The organism is Prevotella marseillensis, assembly GCF_900625065.1.
In the GTDB taxonomy this organism is placed as follows: domain Bacteria; phylum Bacteroidota; class Bacteroidia; order Bacteroidales; family Bacteroidaceae; genus Prevotella; species Prevotella rara.
In genome coordinates, this window is sequence record NZ_UYXY01000001.1 from 281,317 (window position 1) to 298,320 (window position 17,004).

A 17,004-nucleotide genomic window follows, 5' to 3' on the forward strand; every position below is an offset into this window, starting at 1 on the left:
ATGAACTACGACATCATAATCATAGGAGGCGGTCTGCTCGGAACAGCCACTGCCTATCAGTTGGCAAAACGCAAAGCCGGTAAGATATTGCTTTTAGACGGTAACGAGATTGCATCTCAGGCCTCTTCGCGCGCGGCCTGCCTGCTGACACGTGCGCGGACAAAACCGGCGCTGATGGAACTGGTGCAGGAAACCTACGACTGCATAGACGAGATAGAACAGCTTCTTGGAGAGTCGCTCGAGCTGCAGCAGTGCGGAAGCGTTACGATTGCTTCGTCAGAAGCCTCGCTGAAGGGTGTGGAAGCCTTGGAGAGTGCAGCCAACGACTTTGGCATTCCGAATGAACGGATATCACAGAAACGTGTGAAAGAACTGTTGCCATGGATCAACGAAACTGCCGCTGACGTAGCCGTATATATGCCTACAGACGCCTTTATCGACTCTGCACTGCTGTGCTCTGGATATGCCAGGGCTGCAAAGGCGCTGGGTGTGGAACTGAGAACTAACTGCAAGGTGAGGTCGATACAGACCGAAGGCGGAAGAATAAGCGGCGTTGAACTGCCTGACGGTGAGATGATAAGTGCTCCCGTTGTTGTCAATGCTGCCGGCTCATGGGCCAATCTGCTTATGCGTCCGCTCGGTGTAGGACTGCCGTTTACGCCCGTAAGGAGCCACTTCTGGATTACCGGCATCGACAAGCAGCGCTTCCCGGTAAACCATCCGTTCTCTGTCATTCCTGACGCAAGAGCCTTCACGCGATCGGATGTAGGAGCCTTGATAATAGGTTTGCGCGAAAGCCAGTGCCAGTCGTTCGACCCTTCTACGATGACAGACCAGCTTCAGGACTTCGACTTCAACAAGGCTGCCAAGTGGGAAGTGCTTGACGAATGTGCACCGCTCCTGAAGCGTTTCTTGCCGGATATAGAAGACCTCGGCATAGCCCACTACATGGCCGGTCCGTCTTGCTATGTGCCCGATGCAATGTTTATCATCGGTCCGGTGAGCAAATACGAAGGTCTGTTTACCGTTACGGGCTGCTGTGGCGGTGGCGTGGCTGCCGGTGGAGGTATGGGACGGTTGGCTGCCGAACTTATTACAGGCGAGAAACCATTTGTCTCACCCGGTCTTTTCGCACCGGAGCGTTTTGGTGAAGTTGATCCGTTCTCAGCCGAATTTCAGAAGAGATGTGCCGATGCCCGTTCTAACAAAAAGGGCGGATAGGCCTGTGCTGCAAATGAAGATATAGAAAACACGAACATAAATATAAAAATGTAGAAAATGAAACGATATATAGTTTTTCTGAAACAAGTACCCTTATCCACAAAGGTTGAAATAGATCCGGTGACAAAGACCTTGAAGCGCTCGTCGGCTCTTACGCGCACCAACCCTGACGACCTGCATGCGTTGCAGACAGCCGTTAACCTTAAGAAAAAGACCGGGGCTGAGATTGTGGCCGTAAGCATGGGACCGGAGATGGCTGTAGAGGTGTTGCGCGGGGCACTGCAATACGGAGCCGACAAGGCTGTGCTGCTTTCGTCGCGTGCTTTTGCCGGAAGCGACACGTTGTGCACGAGCAAGTCGCTCGCAGCTGCCGCACGTAAGATTGGCGACTACGACCTGCTGTTCTTCGGCAAGATGGCTGTAGACGGCGACACTGCACAGGTTGGCCCTGAGGTGGCCGGTCAGCTTGACATTCCGCAGATAACACAGCTGACAGCCATAACGGCCATATCTGACACTTCGGTAAGTGTTACAAGAAACGCTGGCTGCAAGCTTCAGCATCTTGAGGTGAAGATGCCGTGCGCCATCATGGTGAGCCGTGAAAACTGTGAACTTGAGAACGTAACGCTACGTGCATGGCAGAAGGCACGCCAGCAGTCCATTACAAGATGGAACGAGCACGACCTGGGCCTTTCTTCTGACGAGATCGGACTGTGTGCGTCGCCAACGCAGGTAGTGGCAACAGAGGTTCCTCAGCACGACAAGGTGGTAGAATGGATTGAGGACGGACATGCCGTGATGGACATTATAGAGAACAACGTGCTTTGTCAAACAAAATAACAGATAATAAGAATTATGAGTTTCGCATTAAATTTAGATAAAGATCTTTGCATAGGTTGTGGCATCTGCTCTGAGAGCTGTGCTTTCGGGGCTATAACCATGAGTGATTTTCCCGAGATAAACGAAGACAGCTGCCGTCTGTGCGGAAGTTGTGTACAGGCATGTGCCGCCGGAGCCTTAAAGATAAACAAGGAGCAGCCTAAAGACAGCGCTGCCGACAACAGTAAAGGTATATGGGTGTGGGCTGAAGTTGAAAACGGACAGTTGGCTCCTGTGAGCATTGAGCTGCTGGGCAAGGCTGTAGAACTGTCTGAAAACTTGGCGCAGCCGGTTGAGGCAGTGCTCATAGGCGACGGCGTGAGCGGGCTGGCAGACGACCTTATTGCGTATGGCGCCGACTGTGTGCATATGGTTGACTCGCCGTTGATGGCCGACTTTATCGACGAAAACTACACCAAAGTCTTTGAACGCCTGATACGGCAGAATCGCCCGGCTATACTCCTTATGGGGGCAACCCTGCTCGGACGCGGCCTTTCGGCACGCCTTGCCTCGGTGCTTCACACAGGACTTACGGCCGACTGCACTGAACTTGAGATTGACAAAGAGACCAAATTGCTGCGACAGATACGTCCTGCTTTCGGCGGCAACCTTATGGCAACGATAATAAATCCTGCGCATCGCCCGCAGATGGCTTCGGTGCGTCCCGGCATCATGCGTCCGGCCGTGAAAGACGGCAGCCGCAGAGGCCGCGTCGTGAGATACGACTGCGACGAGAGCATGAATGATGCGCGCGTAAGGCTTATTGAGACATTGAGCAGCGAAGTGAAGCATTCGTCGCTGAGCAACAGTAAGATTATCGTGGCGATAGGGCGCGGAGTGAAGACGCGTAAATGTGCCGACGAAATCAGCGCATGGGCAAAGAGCATAGGTGCGTCTGTTGCCGGATCGAGGGCTGCCGTTGAGATGGGGCTTGTGGATGCATCGGTTCAGGTAGGGCAGACCGGTCATACTGTTGCCCCCGACCTTTATGTGGCAATAGGCATCAGCGGACAGATACAGCATACGGCTGGTATTGTCGGAGCTAAAAAGATAATGGCGATAAACACCGACAGGCAGGCTCCGATATTCAGCGTGGCAGATTACGGATGGAACATCTCTGCCGAGGAAGCGCTGGCAAGGCTTGTAGACATAATATCTGTAAAGGCATGAGCAAGAAGATATTAGCATGTATCGTCGTGCTGGCGGCATCCTTCAGTGTGGCACTTGCCGGCGATTCGCTCAAGATAAAGTTCCGTTCGCGTGCATTGTTGGATGCCACGGTTACCGATTATGGCAAGGAAGACGTGCAGGGCTATTATCGCCTTGAAGATTTCCGTGTAGGCTTTAAGGCAAACTATGGTCAATTCGAGCTGAAGGCCGATATCGGTTTCGGCGGCGGAAAGGTGGCGATAAAAGACCTGCTGTTCAACTATCACATGAAAAACTGCGTGGTGGCTGTGGGCAACGCCTATGAACCTTTCTCGATGGATATGCTCATAAGCACCGTAGACATGCGCTTCAATCAGTCGGCAACTTCGGTGCTGGCGTTCACCAACAGCCGTAAGCTCGGCGCAACGATACACTATTATCTGCCGTCGCTCTATCTGGCTACGGGCGTTTATACGCACAACGACATCAACAAGATTGGCAGCAGCCAGGTAAACGCCTTCGTGTCTACCAGCCGTGCCGTGTGGCGCAGGCAGAAGGGCGACTATCTCATACATGCAGGAGGCGCCTTCTCGTTCCGCACACGGCCGGTAAACACCGAGGGGGACCCTGAAACTGAAGTTAGCAGTGCAGGCGTGACGTCGATGCTTCCCAATGCTCTGCTAAACGCAAAGGTAGACCATCTTGGCACGGAGGTGAAGGGGCTGCTCGAAGCTTTATACATGTCGCCCAAGTTTATGATTCAGAGCGAATACTTTGTCGACCGCTATAACCGCACTCAGGGCGAAGCCTATATGCCTCACGGCGGATATATTCAGGCCGGATATCTTATAAAGGGGCGCGGATTTGAGTATGATCCGGTGTACAGCATACCGGGACGCCCTAAGACAGAAAAGGCTATTGAGCTTACTGCGAGGTTGAACTACACTGACATGAACGACCCGAAGGCCGGCATATCGGGAGGCAAGGAGACCGACCTGTCTGTAGGGGCCAACTTCTATCTTAACAAATATTTGGCCGTGAAGGCCAACTGCAGCTATGTCTTTGTGGGCGACAACTGCAACGAGTTTTATCAGAAAGACCTGCTGCTGGGCCAGATACGAATACAATACGTATTCTGACGACCCCTTTCTTTAGCCGAAAAATGTTTCAGTCTCTATGCTTTCCTGCCGGGAAGCATAGATTTTTATTTGTCTTCAATCGTCATTGTCATTTGGCATAACATCCGTTTTTATATAGAGCTTGCCGTTGCCTGCCTTCCGTATATATAGCGGAAATGTCGAAATAAGGCAAATGACAGGCCGGCAGTGGAAAGCAGAATGGCGAAAGAATGCATCAGTCTGCTTGTATAATAAAGCCGGATACGGTATGCTGAAGGCCATCCGTAATGATGCATGGCTGTCAGTATGTCTCAGCGAACTGTCCCGATAATGTACCGGTCTTCTATGGATTTGCCGGCAAAAAGTCTTTTTCCGAACAGGCTGACAGACGCGGATATAGCGACAAATATTGTGCTGCACGCCCTGAAACAGGGCATAGGAAAGTTTAGAAAAACAAAAAACGGATAAATACTTAGTTAAGTATATTATCCGTTGTAGTTGCGGAGGCAGGACTCGAACATGCGACCTCCAGGTTATGAGCCTGGCGAGCTACCAACTGCTCCACTCCGCGATGTTAATTTTTTATTCGCTTGCGCCTCATTTCTGATTTGCGTTTGCAAAAGTACTGCTTTTTTTTGAATCTGCAAAATTTTAGGGAAAAATTTTAATGGAAAATTAAAAAATGGCTATAAAAACGGCTGTTTTTGCCGTCTTGGCTCATACTTTACATGGCTTTAGCCTGCATTTGTGAGGTTAGCCGTGCGTAAGCATTTTGCCTTAATGCCGAGCATTATGACATTTTGTTTATGTACGGATTTTATGGTGAAATAGAAAAAATGTTGCCATTAAGCCCGTCGCTTGGTAAAGCATATTTACAAAAGAGAGCCAAACGGCAGGTTTTTTAGTGGTAAACCTATGGTTTTTTACTCAAAAACGGCACGTTTGGCAATGCAAAACAATGCTGTTTTTGAGCGCAAATCATGTCATTTTATGCCATTTTAGGACAAAAAATGATGCACATTATTTGGTCAGGCGGCATAATGCCTTATACGACAGACTGTTGCAATTGCACACGTATTCTGCCCGTATTTTCGTCCAAATGATTTTAATTTTCAAATATTCAAGTTTCAGGGCGTCAGCGAAATTCAAATTGACATGTAAATGCCTAATATTAAGTCAAAGTGGCAAGTCTGTAGATTGTTCGTCCGTAAGCCGCTGCTGCCGGTGCTGGTGTGCCTGCTTTCAGCATTTGTTTTATCATAAAAGCATTTCTATATAATATAATTAATGTGAACTCTCTGCTTGCCGTTGTTTGGCAATTTTGTTGATGTCTTTCTGTGAACAGGCGTGTTGCCATCCGTTGCTGGCGTGATGTTCGGCAGGCTTTAAGCATGCGTAAAAACGCATAAAGTGCCTTTATTTATAGTTTAGTTTAATGTTTCTTTAATCTTTTACGCGTTAAAATGTTTGTGGAGTCAAATAAAAATAATAATTTTGCACACGATAATCAGTATGTGCAAAAGTAAATTAGGAGAAACAACCAGATGTCCATATCTAAAACAAGGCAAAAACTGGTAGACGTTGCCAGGCAACTGTTTGCCAAAAATGGCTTGGAAAATACGACGATGAACGATATAGCCAAGGCTTCGGGCAAGGGCAGGCGTACTCTTTATACCTATTTCAAAAGTAAAGAGGAAGTCTACTATGCCGTGATTGAGTCGGAGCTCGAACGGCTTTCGGACAAGATGAACGAGGTGGCCGCCAAGAAAATACGGCCTCAGGACAAGATTATTGAGCTGATTTACACGCACCTTAACATGATTAAAGAAACCGTGATGCGCAACGGCAACCTACGCGCTGCCTTCTTCAGAAATATATGGATGGTGGAGAAGGTGAGAAAGAACTTTGACGAAGACGAAATAGAACTTTTCAGAAAGGTGTATGCCGACGGTAAGCTCGACGGAGAGTTCGACATAGACAATGTTGAGCTGGTGGCCGACATCACGCACTATTGTATCAAGGGTCTTGAGGTGCCTTTTATCTGCGGCCGTCTTGGTCATGGCATGACGCCCGAGGCCAGCAAGCCGCTTGTGGTAAAAGTCGTGTATGGTGCGCTGGGCAAGCCGATGTCTAAGTAGGAGGCTTGTGCCTGATATAAAAAATATGTACTTAAAATTATCTACAACTTTATAAAATAAAAAAGAAAATGGGATTATTAACAGGTAAGACTGCGCTTATTACAGGTGCAGCGCGCGGTATCGGTAAGGCTATCGCGCTGAAGTTTGCTGAAGAGGGCGCTAACGTAGCCTTCACAGACCTTGTTATTGACGAGAACGGAAAAGCCACAGAGGCCGAGATAGCTGCTAAGGGCGTTAAGGCTAAGGGATATGCCAGCAATGCTGCTGACTTCGCTCAGACAGAAGAGGTTGTTAAGTTGGTGAAAGAGGATTTCGGCTCAATAGACATCCTCGTTAACAATGCCGGAATAACAAAGGACGGACTGATGTTGCGTATGACTGAGGCACAGTGGGATGCAGTTATCGCTGTCAACCTTAAGAGTGCGTTCAACTTCATACACGCTTGTGTTCCTGTAATGATGCGCCAGCGTAAGGGTTCTATCATCAACATGGCATCTGTAGTAGGTGTTCACGGTAATGCCGGCCAGGCTAACTATGCTGCTTCAAAGGCAGGTCTTATTGCATTGGCAAAGAGCATCGCACAGGAAATGGGTCCTAAGGGCATCCGCGCCAACGCCATTGCTCCGGGCTTTATCGACACAGCCATGACTCAGGCTCTGTCTGACGAGGTTCGCAAGGAGTGGGCTGCAAAGATACCTCTGCGCCGCGGCGGTACAGTTGACGACATCGCAGCCTGCGCTACATTCTTGGCTTCAGATATGTCAAGCTACATCTCTGGCCAGGTTATCCAGGTTGACGGTGGTATGAACATGTAATAAATTATCAGTTTATACAGATTTGCGCAAAGAGAGAAGATTGCTACGAGAGTCTTCCCTCTTTGCTTTTGTTAAAACATTATCAGTCATATTATAAATACAGAATACAGACATGCAGGTTATATACGAGGACAATCACATCATCATAGTGAGCAAGCGCAGCGGTGAGATTGTGCAGGGCGACAAGACCGGCGACAGGACACTGGCCGATGATGTGAAGCAGTATATTAAAGAAAAATATGCAAAGCCGGGAAATGTGTTTCTCGGTGTTGTCCACAGGCTCGACCGCCCCGTTTGGGGACTTGTCGTGTTTGCCAAGACGTCGAAGGCCCTTTCGCGTCTTAACGACATGTTCAGAACAGGCGACGTTCATAAGACCTACTGGGCGATAACCCAAAACTGCCCTGCAGAGCCTGAAGCTGTATTGACCGACTGGATTAACCGCAACGAAAAGCAGAACAAGAGTTATGCCTACGACCATGAGGTGCCCGGCTCAAAGAAAGCCATGCTGCACTACAAGGTGATAGGCCGTTCGGACAATTATACGCTCGTTGAGGTTAATCTGATGACCGGACGCCACCATCAGATACGTTGCCAGTTGGCAAACATCGGATGTCCGATAAAAGGCGACCTTAAGTATGGCGCAAGGCGCAGCAATCCCGACGGAAGCATATCGCTCCTGGCACGCAAGATAGAGTTTGTGCATCCTGTGTCGAAGGAGAAGATATACGCCGAGGCACCGCTTCCTGACGACAGGTTGTGGCGCGAAATGCGTATGCTGTAACGTTATATTAGCCTCGTTAGGCATTTTTGTTGCCAAATAATTTCTTTTTTTCCGAAATATTTGCTTACTTTGCATGTATTACGGTTGGATACAATTTTTTACATGTGCCGATGAGGAAGACGTTGAAGTGGGCCGGTGTGATAGTGCTGACACCGGTTTTGCTGTTTATTACGCTTGCAGTGCTGCTTTACATCCCTGCTGTACAGAATTGGGCTGTAAAGCAGGTGGTTGCGTATGCCTCTGATAAAACCGGCATGGACATCACGGTAGACCGTGTGCGGCTCGAGTTTCCGCTTGACCTCGGCGTGCATGGCTTCCGCATGATTCAGCAGAACGACTCGCTGCCGCAGGTGAAAGACACTGTGGCTGACGTCAAGAAACTTGTTGTTGACATACAGCTTTGGCCGTTGTTGAAGAAGAAGGTGGAGATAGACGCCTTCGAGTTCAACGGGCTTAAAGTGAATACGGCTGATTTTGTTCATGAAGCCCGCGTGAAGGGAAGCATAGACAGACTTTATCTGCGCAGCCACGGAATAGACTGGGGCAAGGAGACAATACTCGTCAATGAGGCCGAACTGAAAGATGCCTCTGTAAACGTGGAACTTAGCGACACGGTTCCGCCCGACACGTCGAAGAGCAAAAACTATTGGAAAATAACCGTAGAGAAGCTTGATATAGCCAATACGGGAGTTGTAGTACACATGCCCGGCGACACGCTTCAGGTAGGAGCCTATCTGGGTAAGGCTGAGGCGCGCAGCGGCTTCTTCGACCTTGGTACGAGCCTTTACAGACTGAACAGCCTTAAGCTTGACGACAGTCGCGTAAGCTATGACAACAATTTCAAGGTGCGCACAAAGGGACTAGACTATAATCATATAAGTCTGTCAGACTTAAACATCAGCATTGATTCATTCTATTATTGTGCGCCTAAGCTCGACATGATATTGCGTGCCTGCTCGTTTAAGGAGAAGAGCGGTATCACCGTCAATGACATCTCAGGTCCGTTTGCCATGGATTCTGTCAAGATATCCCTGCCTTCTTTCAGCCTGAAGACTCCCGACTCTTATCTGAAGGCCAATCTTATAATGGACCTTAATGCGTTCAGCGACAAGAATCCGGGCAAGCTGCAGCTCAGGGCTGACGGTGAGTTTGGCAAGCAGGACATCATGCGCTTCATGGGCAGTATGCCCACAGCGTTTATACGGCGTTGGCCTAATCAGCCGCTTTCGGTCAAGGCAGTCATATCCGGCAACATGAAATATCTTAAGTTTGCCGGACTAAACCTTAAGCTGCCTACGGCGTTCAATGTCAACGCACGTGGCTTTGCCGCAAACCTTAACGACGATAAGCGTCTGCGTGCAAATGTCACCCTTGACGCCAGAACATATAATCTGAGTTTTGTTAAGGCGCTGGCTGCGAGCAGTGGAGGCTCGTTTAATATACCTGCGGGAATTGTTCTCAAGGGCGACTTTAAAGCCAACGGCAAACAATATGCGGCAGATTTCATAGCCCGTGAGGGCGGAGGCAGTGTTAAGGCAAAGGCCGACTTTAATGCAGCCACTTTGGCTTATAAGGCTTCTGTTGCAGCCGATAATCTCCATCTGGGCCATTTCTTGCCGGGCAGCGGAATGGGCGATTTCACAGGCAGCATGAATGTTAAGGGCAACGGACTCGATTTCCTGTCGCATCGCACAGCTTTGCAGGCAAAGGCAGGCATAAGGAAATTCAGTTATGGCAAGTATAATTTTGACGGAATTGATTTCGACGCTAACCTTAACAACGGCAAGGCGCATGCTTGCGTTAACAGTGCCAATCCGCTTATTAACGGTAATGTGAGGTTTGACGCATTCTTGAGCCGCAAGAAGATAATGTCCTCGCTTAAGGCTGACTTGAATCATGCCGACTGGTATGGACTAGGAATAGTGAAGTCGCCGTTCACGACATCTTTCAACTGTGAGATAGATGCGTATACAGATCTTAAGACATTGCTGGGCGTGAAGGGTAATCTGAGGAATCTGGTCATGACAGATTCGGCAAGGACCTACCGTCCGGATAACCTTGAGATTGACATGATCACGAGCAGCGACACAACTCACTTTGCCGCATATTGTGGTGACTTCCGTCTGAGGTTCAACGGCAGCGGCGGATATAAGAAAGTGCTTAAGCAGAGCGGATTCTTCATGGATGAACTGTCTGCCGAACTTAAAAATAAGAAAATAGACATATCCGTGCTGAGGTCTAAGCTGCCTTTGGCCGATCTTTATCTCACAACAGGAAAGAATAATCCTCTTAGCAGGTTTATAGCCAATGCCGGCTATGTGTTCCAGGATGCAAGCATAGACATAAAGTCGTCGCCGCATACTGGACTAAACGGCAGCGTTCAGCTTCTTGAACTTCAGAAGAACACCCTGGTGCTCGATACCGTGCGCTTTAATATCGTGTCAGACTCTACGCAATGCTCTTACAACGGACAGGTGCGCAATAACAGCGACAACAAGCAGTATGTGTTCAATGCCTTGTTCGATGGATATGTGTTTGAGAAAGGCTCGGGCGTAAACTTCAAGGTGTATGATGCAAAAGACAGCCTCGGACTCAAGATGGGCATTGAGGCTTCGATGGAGGAGAACGGCATAAAGATGCACATGCTTACTGACGATCCGATTCTCGGATATAAGAAGTTTGAGGTTAACGAGAACAACTATATCTTCATGGGAACCGACCGGCGCATCATGGCAGACTTGCGCCTGAAGGCCGACGACGGAACGGGTATATATGCATATACTAACGACGAAAACACCGATGCGCTTCAGGACCTGACGATAGGACTTAACAAGTTTGATCTGTCGAAGCTGCTTACGGTTGTTCCGTATATGCCTCGCATAACCGGAATAATGAACGGCGACTTCCACTTGATACAGACAAAGGACGAACTTTCTGTGTCATCGTCAGTAACTGTAGACAAGATGACATACGAGCGGACACGCATGGGCAACATCGGACTTGAGTTTGTCTATATGCCTCAGTCGGACGGAACCCACAGCGTTGACGGAATGCTCATGTGTAACGATAATCAGGTGGCAGACATTAGTGGATCGTATAAGTCGGAAGGTGACGGACAACTGGATGTTACGATGAATATGTCACGCCTGCCGATGCGTCTGCTCAACGGATTCATTCCTGATCGTATCATTCGTCTGAAAGGTTATGCCGACGGCTCTCTTGATGTGAAAGGCACGCTGTCGCATCCACGTGCCAATGGCGAGCTTACGTTGGATTCTTGTTATATGCGCAGTGCGCAGTATGGCATACGTATGCGTCTTAGCGAGGAACCTATCCGTATCGTAGGAAGCAATCTGCTGTTCGAGAATTTCAAGATGTTTGCAAACAATGACAACCCGTTGATTCTCGACGGAAACATCGACTTCTCTGACGTTGCCAACATGTCTATGGATTTGCGCATGGCTGCCAAGAACTGTCAGATAATTGACGCCAAGGAAAACAGGCGCAGTGTGGCTTTCGGTAAGGCCTTTGTCGACTTTATCGGCACTATGCAGGGGCCGCTTAGCAATCTTAAACTATTAGGACGACTTGATGTGCTCGGTTCTACCGACATGTCTTACATCCTGCGTGATTCGCCTTTGTCTACTGACAACCAGATGGACGAACTTGTTAAGTTTACAAGCTTCAGTGACACTACAGAGGCCGTTGTAACACATCAGCCGCTGTCGGGCTTCAGCATGGATCTCACGATGAATATTGCCCAAGGATCACACGTCATGTGCTACCTTAACGCCGACCATTCTAACTATATCGACCTTATGGGCGGCGGAAGCCTGCGCATGAAGTATGGCTTGACAGGCGACATCGTGTTGACTGGAAAATATACTCTCGACAATGGCGAGATGAAATATTCGTTGCCTATTATTCCTCTTAAGACGTTTACCATTCAGGACGGAAGCAATATTGAGTTTACCGGCGACCCGATGAACCCGAAGCTAAACATAACGGCCACGGAGAGAACAAAGGCAAGTGTGTCTAACGGCGGGGAGCAAGGGCGTACGGTTGAGTTCGACTGCGGCGTGGTTATAACCAAGACCCTTTCGGACATGGGACTTGAGTTTACGCTCGATGCGCCGGAGGATATGTCGCTGCATAACGAGCTGATGGCAATGAGCGTGGAACAGCGCGGCCGACTAGCCGTTACGATGCTTACCACGGGCATGTATATAGCCGACGGCAACACTAGCGGATTCTCCATGAACAACGCGCTAAGTTCGTTCCTGCAGAGCGAGATTAACAATATTACGGGAAGTGCGTTGCGCACGCTCGACCTCAGTTTCGGTATGGACAATGCCACTGACGCCAGCGGAAACACTCACACTGACTATTCGTTCAAGTTTGCTAAGCGTTTCTGGAACAACAGAATGAAGATTGTAGTAGGCGGAAAAGTGTCAACGGGTGCCGACGTGGCTAATCAGAACGAGTCGTTCTTTGACAACGTGACGCTCGAATACCGCCTGAGTAACTCTTCAGACACTTACGTCAAGCTGTTCTATGACAACAATGCTTACGACTGGCTCGAAGGCACCACCCGCGAGTATGGCGTAGGTTTTATCTGGAGAAGAAGCCTGCAGCATTTTAAGGATATATTCAGTTTCAAGAAGAAGGACGCGATTATTCCATTGCGCTCTGATACAATACCTGACAAGAAATGAGACTATCGGTAAAGAATATAATATATGTGGCCAGAAGGTTGTTTCCGTCGTTGCGCGTTTTTGCGCTTCGTGTGTGCCTGTTGGCTGCCGTTTCGGTGTTGCTGTGGTCGTGCTCAACCACCAGCGGCATACCGAAGGGCGACCAGTTGTTCATCGGACTGACAAAGATCGACTATCAGGACTATGAGAAAAGCGACCATTATGAGACAACTCGTGAGGAGGTTGAGGCTTCGTTGGCTACAGCTCCCAACGGCGCCTTGTTCGGCAGTTCGTATTATCGCACGCCGTTTCCTTACGGCTTGTGGATATGGAACGCCTTTTCAGGCTCAAAGAACAAGATAGCACAATGGATGACCAAGACGTTTGGCAAGTCGCCCGTGCTCATGAGTCAGGTAAATCCTCAGCTCCGTGCCTCAGTGGCGCAGTCGGTGCTACGCAATCATGGCTATATGAACGGAACGGTAGAGTATGAGATTGTGGAACAGAAGAATCCAAAGAAGCGCAAGATAGGATACACCGTAAAGTTCGGACCGCTGCTCACGGTGGACACACTTCAGTATGTGGGCTTTCCGGAGATGGCCGACACGCTGTTAGAGAAGACAAAAGATGAGGCCAAAATAAAGAGCGGTTCGCCTTTTGACGCCTCTGCTCTTGACGCAGAGCGCAACCGCATAGCCACTTTGTTCCGCAACAACGGCTATTATTATTATCAGCCGAGTTTCGCCTCTTATCTTGCCGACACAACCATCACGCCCGGCAAGGCCAGTCTGCGTCTGCAGATGGCCGACAATCTGCCGGAACTTGCCAAGCACAAATGGTATATAGGAAAAATCAGAATAGACATCCGCAAACAGTTTATGGAGGTGCTGAAAGACTCGTTCAGCCATCGCTATTTCACGGTCAGGTTCAATGGCCGCAAGCCGCCGATACGTCCGCGAATAATCTTGAGCGACCTGAAACTGCGTCCGCGCAAGCTTTTCAGATACGACGACTATTTGGAATCTTCAAACAAACTTAGCGGATCGGGGCAGTTCAGCTCGGTTGAGTTTGCGTTTACGCCGCGCGACACTACAGCAACATGCGACACGCTCGACCTTAACCTGTCGTGTACGTTCGGCAAGCCTTATGACTTTTATATAGAAACCAACTACACCAACAAGATAAACGGCCGCACCGGTCCCGAGCTTGTTATCGGTTTCACAAAGCGCAACGCCTTCCGTGGCGGCGAGAAGCTCGACATAAACCTTCACGGCTCTTACGAATGGCAGAAGGGCGGCAACGTCAGCGGCTCGTCGACAGACATGAACTCATACGAGTATGGTGCAGACGCATCAATAGAGTTTCCGCGCCTTATTGTCCCGTTCCTTAAGCATCGCCGCTATTTCACAACGCCTACAACATACGCCAAGATCGGTATGAACGTGATGAAGCGTCCTGATTATTTCAAGATGCACACCTTCTCTGCCGAATGGACCTATAAGTGGCAGCGTTCGGCTACGTGGCGCCATGAGTTCAGTCCGCTGACGCTGCAGTATCAGCGCCTTAACTACACCACGGCTAAATTCGACTCCATACTTCAGGAAAATCCGTATTTGCAGACATCAATGCAAAATACGTTTATCCCAAAGATGCGCTATATGCTCGCATACAGCAGCACTGTGAAACACCGCAACCCTGTTGTATGGCAGACCACCATCACGGAGTCTGGCAACATCTTGTCGCTTGCTTATATGGCTGCCGGAAACAAATGGGGCGAAGTGGGCAAGCAGCTGTTTAAGAATCCATACGCGCAGTTCCTCAAAATAGAAACCGACTTCAGCAAGATATGGCAGCTGGGGCAGAAGTCGCAGCTTGTGTGGCATATCAGTGCCGGAGTGATTTACACCTACGGCAACAGTCTGGCAGCTCCTTACAGCGAGCAGTTTTATGTGGGAGGAGCCAACAGCATAAGAGCCTTTGCGGTGAGAAGCATAGGTCCGGGAAGCTACACCACCAACGAGTCAAAACTGTCGTATCTCGACCAGACAGGCGACATAAAGCTGCAGCTTAACCTTGAGTATCGCTTTAATCTTTTCGGCAACCTTTACGGAGCAGCCTTTATAGATGCCGGCAATGTGTGGGCCCTGCGTGACGACGGATATCGCGAGGGCGCCAAGTTCCAGTTTAAAAACGCCCTGAAGGAAATGGCTCTCGGCACGGGAGTAGGTCTGCGCTACGACCTCGACTTCCTCGTGTTGCGTCTCGACTGGGGTGTAGGTCTTCACGTGCCGTTCGATACGGGCAAGAGCGGATTCTATAACATTCCCAAGTTCAGCGATGGCCAGGCCATTCATATCGCCGTCGGCTATCCTTTCTGATGCAGTTTTTTGCTAACGTTATTTGCCGGACACAGTGTTAATGGCTGATTCTGTTGTGTCCGGCTCTGCTTGATTCTCCTGTAGGAAAAGCACAAATCTGCCGATTCTGTAAGACGTACGGCCCTGTGTTCCTGCGCTGCATCTTGGCGTTCTGCATGCTGAAGAGAAACAGCATTGATTTGCTGCGCCGGTTTGTCATAATGTTATGTATGACATGATTTTACTTTCTTTGTGATTTTTGTTGGCGCTCTCATACTGCGTTATTTTAAAATTAAAATCATTCGGACGAAAATATGGGCAAAATACGTGTGCAGTTGCAATGTCTTGTGATATAAGACGTTATGCTTATATCCAAAATAATGTGCATCAATTTTTGTTCCGAAACGATATGAAAAATCTGCATTTTTGCCTAAAAACAGCCTTGTTTTGCGTTGCCAGATGTGCCGTTTTTGAGTAAAAACTCATAGGTTTACCATTAATTAACCTGCCGTTTGACTCTCTTTTGTAAATATGCTTTACCTGTTGGTGCTTAAATCATGCTCCGCTTTTTCTATTTCAGGCTGAAATTGTGATAAAGTCAAAGTGACACAATGCGCTGTTATTTCCTGCGTCTGCTTACAAACAGACTTTGTGGAACACGGCATGATAAGTTACGCCTTGTTTGTTTGCCAATGTTTTTTATGCCGAAAACGCCACGAAAAACGCCGCCTTTCATAAAAAATGAGTATATTTGCATTCTGTTATTTATGAACAATATCCTGACATAACTGTTTAACACGCATTGCCGGGACATAAAGTTAAACCTTAAAATAAAATTACGTACAATATGAAACCTGCATTATTATTGCTGGCAGCCGGAATGGGAAGCCGTTACGGTGGTTTGAAACAGCTCGACGGACTGGGTCCTAACGGCGAGACAATCATGGACTATTCTATTTATGATGCCATAAAGGCCGGATTTGGCAAGATTGTTTTTATTATCCGAAAAGATTTTGAAGACGATTTCCGCGAGAAGATTCTTAGCAAGTACGAAGGCCATGTGCCTGTTGAGCTTTGCTTCCAGAGTCTCGACAGTCTGCCTGAAGGCTTCAGCTGTCCTGAAGGCCGTGTAAAGCCGTGGGGTACAAACCATGCCGTTCTTATGGCAAAAGACGTTATCAAGGAGCCGTTCTGCGTGATCAACTGCGACGACTTCTACAACCGCGATGCATTCATGGTTATAGGCAAGTTCCTGTCTGAACTTCCTGAGGGCAGCCGCGGCAATTATGCCATGGTAGGTTTCCGCGTTGGCAACACTCTGTCTGACAACGGAACCGTGGCACGTGGCATCTGCTCAAAGGATGATGCCGGCAATCTGACCACTGTGGTTGAGCGCACTGAGATTATGCGCGTAAACGGTCCTGTATGCTACAAGGACGAGCAGGGCGAATGGGTGGCAGTTGAGGACAACACACCGGTGTCAATGAATATGTGGGGATTCACTCCCGATTATTTCGAGCACAGCGAGGCTTATTTCAAGGAGTTCCTCTCTGATCCGAAAAACATGGAGAACCTCAAGGCCGAGTTCTTTATTCCGCTTATGGTGAATAAGCTGATTAACGACAAGACAGCCACAGTGAAGGTGCTTGACACAACCAGCAAGTGGTTTGGCGTAACTTATTCTGCCGACCGTCAGGCTGTTGTAGACAAGATTCAGAGTCTTGTTGACGAAGGCGTTTATCCCAACAAACTTTTTTAAAACTGAATATTGCCACAAACAGCGGCGTTTAGCCGCCTTTCAATATGTTGCAGTGCAGGGCTCATGTTGTTATGCCCGCACTTGAAACAC

At 48.7% G+C, this 17,004-nt stretch carries 10 protein-coding genes and 1 tRNA gene; 10 read left to right on the plus strand and 1 reads right to left on the minus strand.

The annotated features are described in order from the left end of the window. From EJL04_RS01215 to EJL04_RS01230, 4 genes are read left to right on the plus strand one after another with little or no spacing between them, the layout of a single operon-like run. Complete coding sequence (locus EJL04_RS01215; protein ID WP_053398264.1) at positions 1–1,221, plus strand: NAD(P)/FAD-dependent oxidoreductase; 1,221 nt, start codon at positions 1–3, stop codon at positions 1,219–1,221. Between the two features lie 57 nt (positions 1,222–1,278). Continuing rightward, the gene (locus EJL04_RS01220; RefSeq protein ID WP_125103872.1) at positions 1,279–2,061 is read left to right on the plus strand and encodes an electron transfer flavoprotein subunit beta/FixA family protein; all 783 of its coding nucleotides are present in this window, start codon (positions 1,279–1,281) and stop codon (positions 2,059–2,061) included. A gap of 15 nt (positions 2,062–2,076) precedes the next feature. Then, the gene (locus EJL04_RS01225; protein ID WP_125103873.1) at positions 2,077–3,270 is read left to right on the plus strand and encodes an electron transfer flavoprotein subunit alpha; all 1,194 of its coding nucleotides are present in this window, start codon (positions 2,077–2,079) and stop codon (positions 3,268–3,270) included. Continuing rightward, complete coding sequence (locus EJL04_RS01230) at positions 3,267–4,388, plus strand: porin (RefSeq protein ID WP_125103874.1); 1,122 nt, start codon at positions 3,267–3,269, stop codon at positions 4,386–4,388. Before EJL04_RS01225 ends, EJL04_RS01230 begins: the two co-directional genes overlap by 4 nt. A gap of 477 nt (positions 4,389–4,865) precedes the next feature. Here EJL04_RS01230 and EJL04_RS01235 read toward each other — a convergent pair. Further along, positions 4,866–4,938, minus strand: a tRNA-Met gene (locus tag EJL04_RS01235). A 973-nt stretch (positions 4,939–5,911) separates the two neighbouring features. Here EJL04_RS01235 and EJL04_RS01240 point away from each other — a divergent pair. The 6 genes from EJL04_RS01240 (at position 5,912) to EJL04_RS01265 (ending at position 16,914) form a co-directional block, all read left to right on the plus strand. Next, on the plus strand, positions 5,912–6,505 hold the full coding sequence (locus EJL04_RS01240; RefSeq protein ID WP_125103875.1) for a TetR/AcrR family transcriptional regulator: 594 nt from the start codon (positions 5,912–5,914) through the stop codon (positions 6,503–6,505). Positions 6,506–6,573: 68 nt separating this feature from the next. Next, a complete protein-coding gene (gene fabG / locus EJL04_RS01245; protein WP_021854664.1) occupies positions 6,574–7,320 on the plus strand; it encodes a 3-oxoacyl-[acyl-carrier-protein] reductase in 747 nt (248 codons plus the stop codon). A 112-nt stretch (positions 7,321–7,432) separates the two neighbouring features. After that, positions 7,433–8,104: an RluA family pseudouridine synthase gene (locus EJL04_RS01250; RefSeq protein ID WP_125103876.1), complete on the plus strand. Its 672-nt coding sequence runs from the start codon at positions 7,433–7,435 to the stop codon at positions 8,102–8,104. A gap of 110 nt (positions 8,105–8,214) precedes the next feature. After that, positions 8,215–12,819, plus strand: coding sequence for a translocation/assembly module TamB domain-containing protein (locus EJL04_RS01255; protein WP_125103877.1), 4,605 nt, complete (start codon positions 8,215–8,217; stop codon positions 12,817–12,819). Then, positions 12,816–15,176, plus strand: coding sequence for a translocation and assembly module lipoprotein TamL (gene tamL, locus EJL04_RS01260; RefSeq protein WP_125103878.1), 2,361 nt, complete (start codon positions 12,816–12,818; stop codon positions 15,174–15,176). Before EJL04_RS01255 ends, tamL begins: the two co-directional genes overlap by 4 nt. An 826-nt stretch (positions 15,177–16,002) precedes the next feature. Continuing rightward, complete coding sequence (locus tag EJL04_RS01265; RefSeq protein ID WP_021854669.1) at positions 16,003–16,914, plus strand: sugar phosphate nucleotidyltransferase; 912 nt, start codon at positions 16,003–16,005, stop codon at positions 16,912–16,914. Positions 16,915–17,004 lie beyond the last annotated feature (90 nt).

Coding starts and splice junctions, on each gene's coding strand:
- EJL04_RS01215 (WP_053398264.1), top strand. CDS start 1: ATGAACTACGACATCATAATCATAGGAGGCGGTCTGCTCGGAACAGCC.
- EJL04_RS01220 (WP_125103872.1), top strand. CDS start 1,279: ATGAAACGATATATAGTTTTTCTGAAACAAGTACCCTTATCCACAAAG.
- EJL04_RS01225 (WP_125103873.1), top strand. CDS start 2,077: ATGAGTTTCGCATTAAATTTAGATAAAGATCTTTGCATAGGTTGTGGC.
- EJL04_RS01230 (WP_125103874.1), top strand. CDS start 3,267: ATGAGCAAGAAGATATTAGCATGTATCGTCGTGCTGGCGGCATCCTTC.
- EJL04_RS01240 (WP_125103875.1), top strand. CDS start 5,912: ATGTCCATATCTAAAACAAGGCAAAAACTGGTAGACGTTGCCAGGCAA.
- fabG (WP_021854664.1), top strand. CDS start 6,574: ATGGGATTATTAACAGGTAAGACTGCGCTTATTACAGGTGCAGCGCGC.
- EJL04_RS01250 (WP_125103876.1), top strand. CDS start 7,433: ATGCAGGTTATATACGAGGACAATCACATCATCATAGTGAGCAAGCGC.
- EJL04_RS01255 (WP_125103877.1), top strand. CDS start 8,215: ATGAGGAAGACGTTGAAGTGGGCCGGTGTGATAGTGCTGACACCGGTT.
- tamL (WP_125103878.1), top strand. CDS start 12,816: ATGAGACTATCGGTAAAGAATATAATATATGTGGCCAGAAGGTTGTTT.
- EJL04_RS01265 (WP_021854669.1), top strand. CDS start 16,003: ATGAAACCTGCATTATTATTGCTGGCAGCCGGAATGGGAAGCCGTTAC.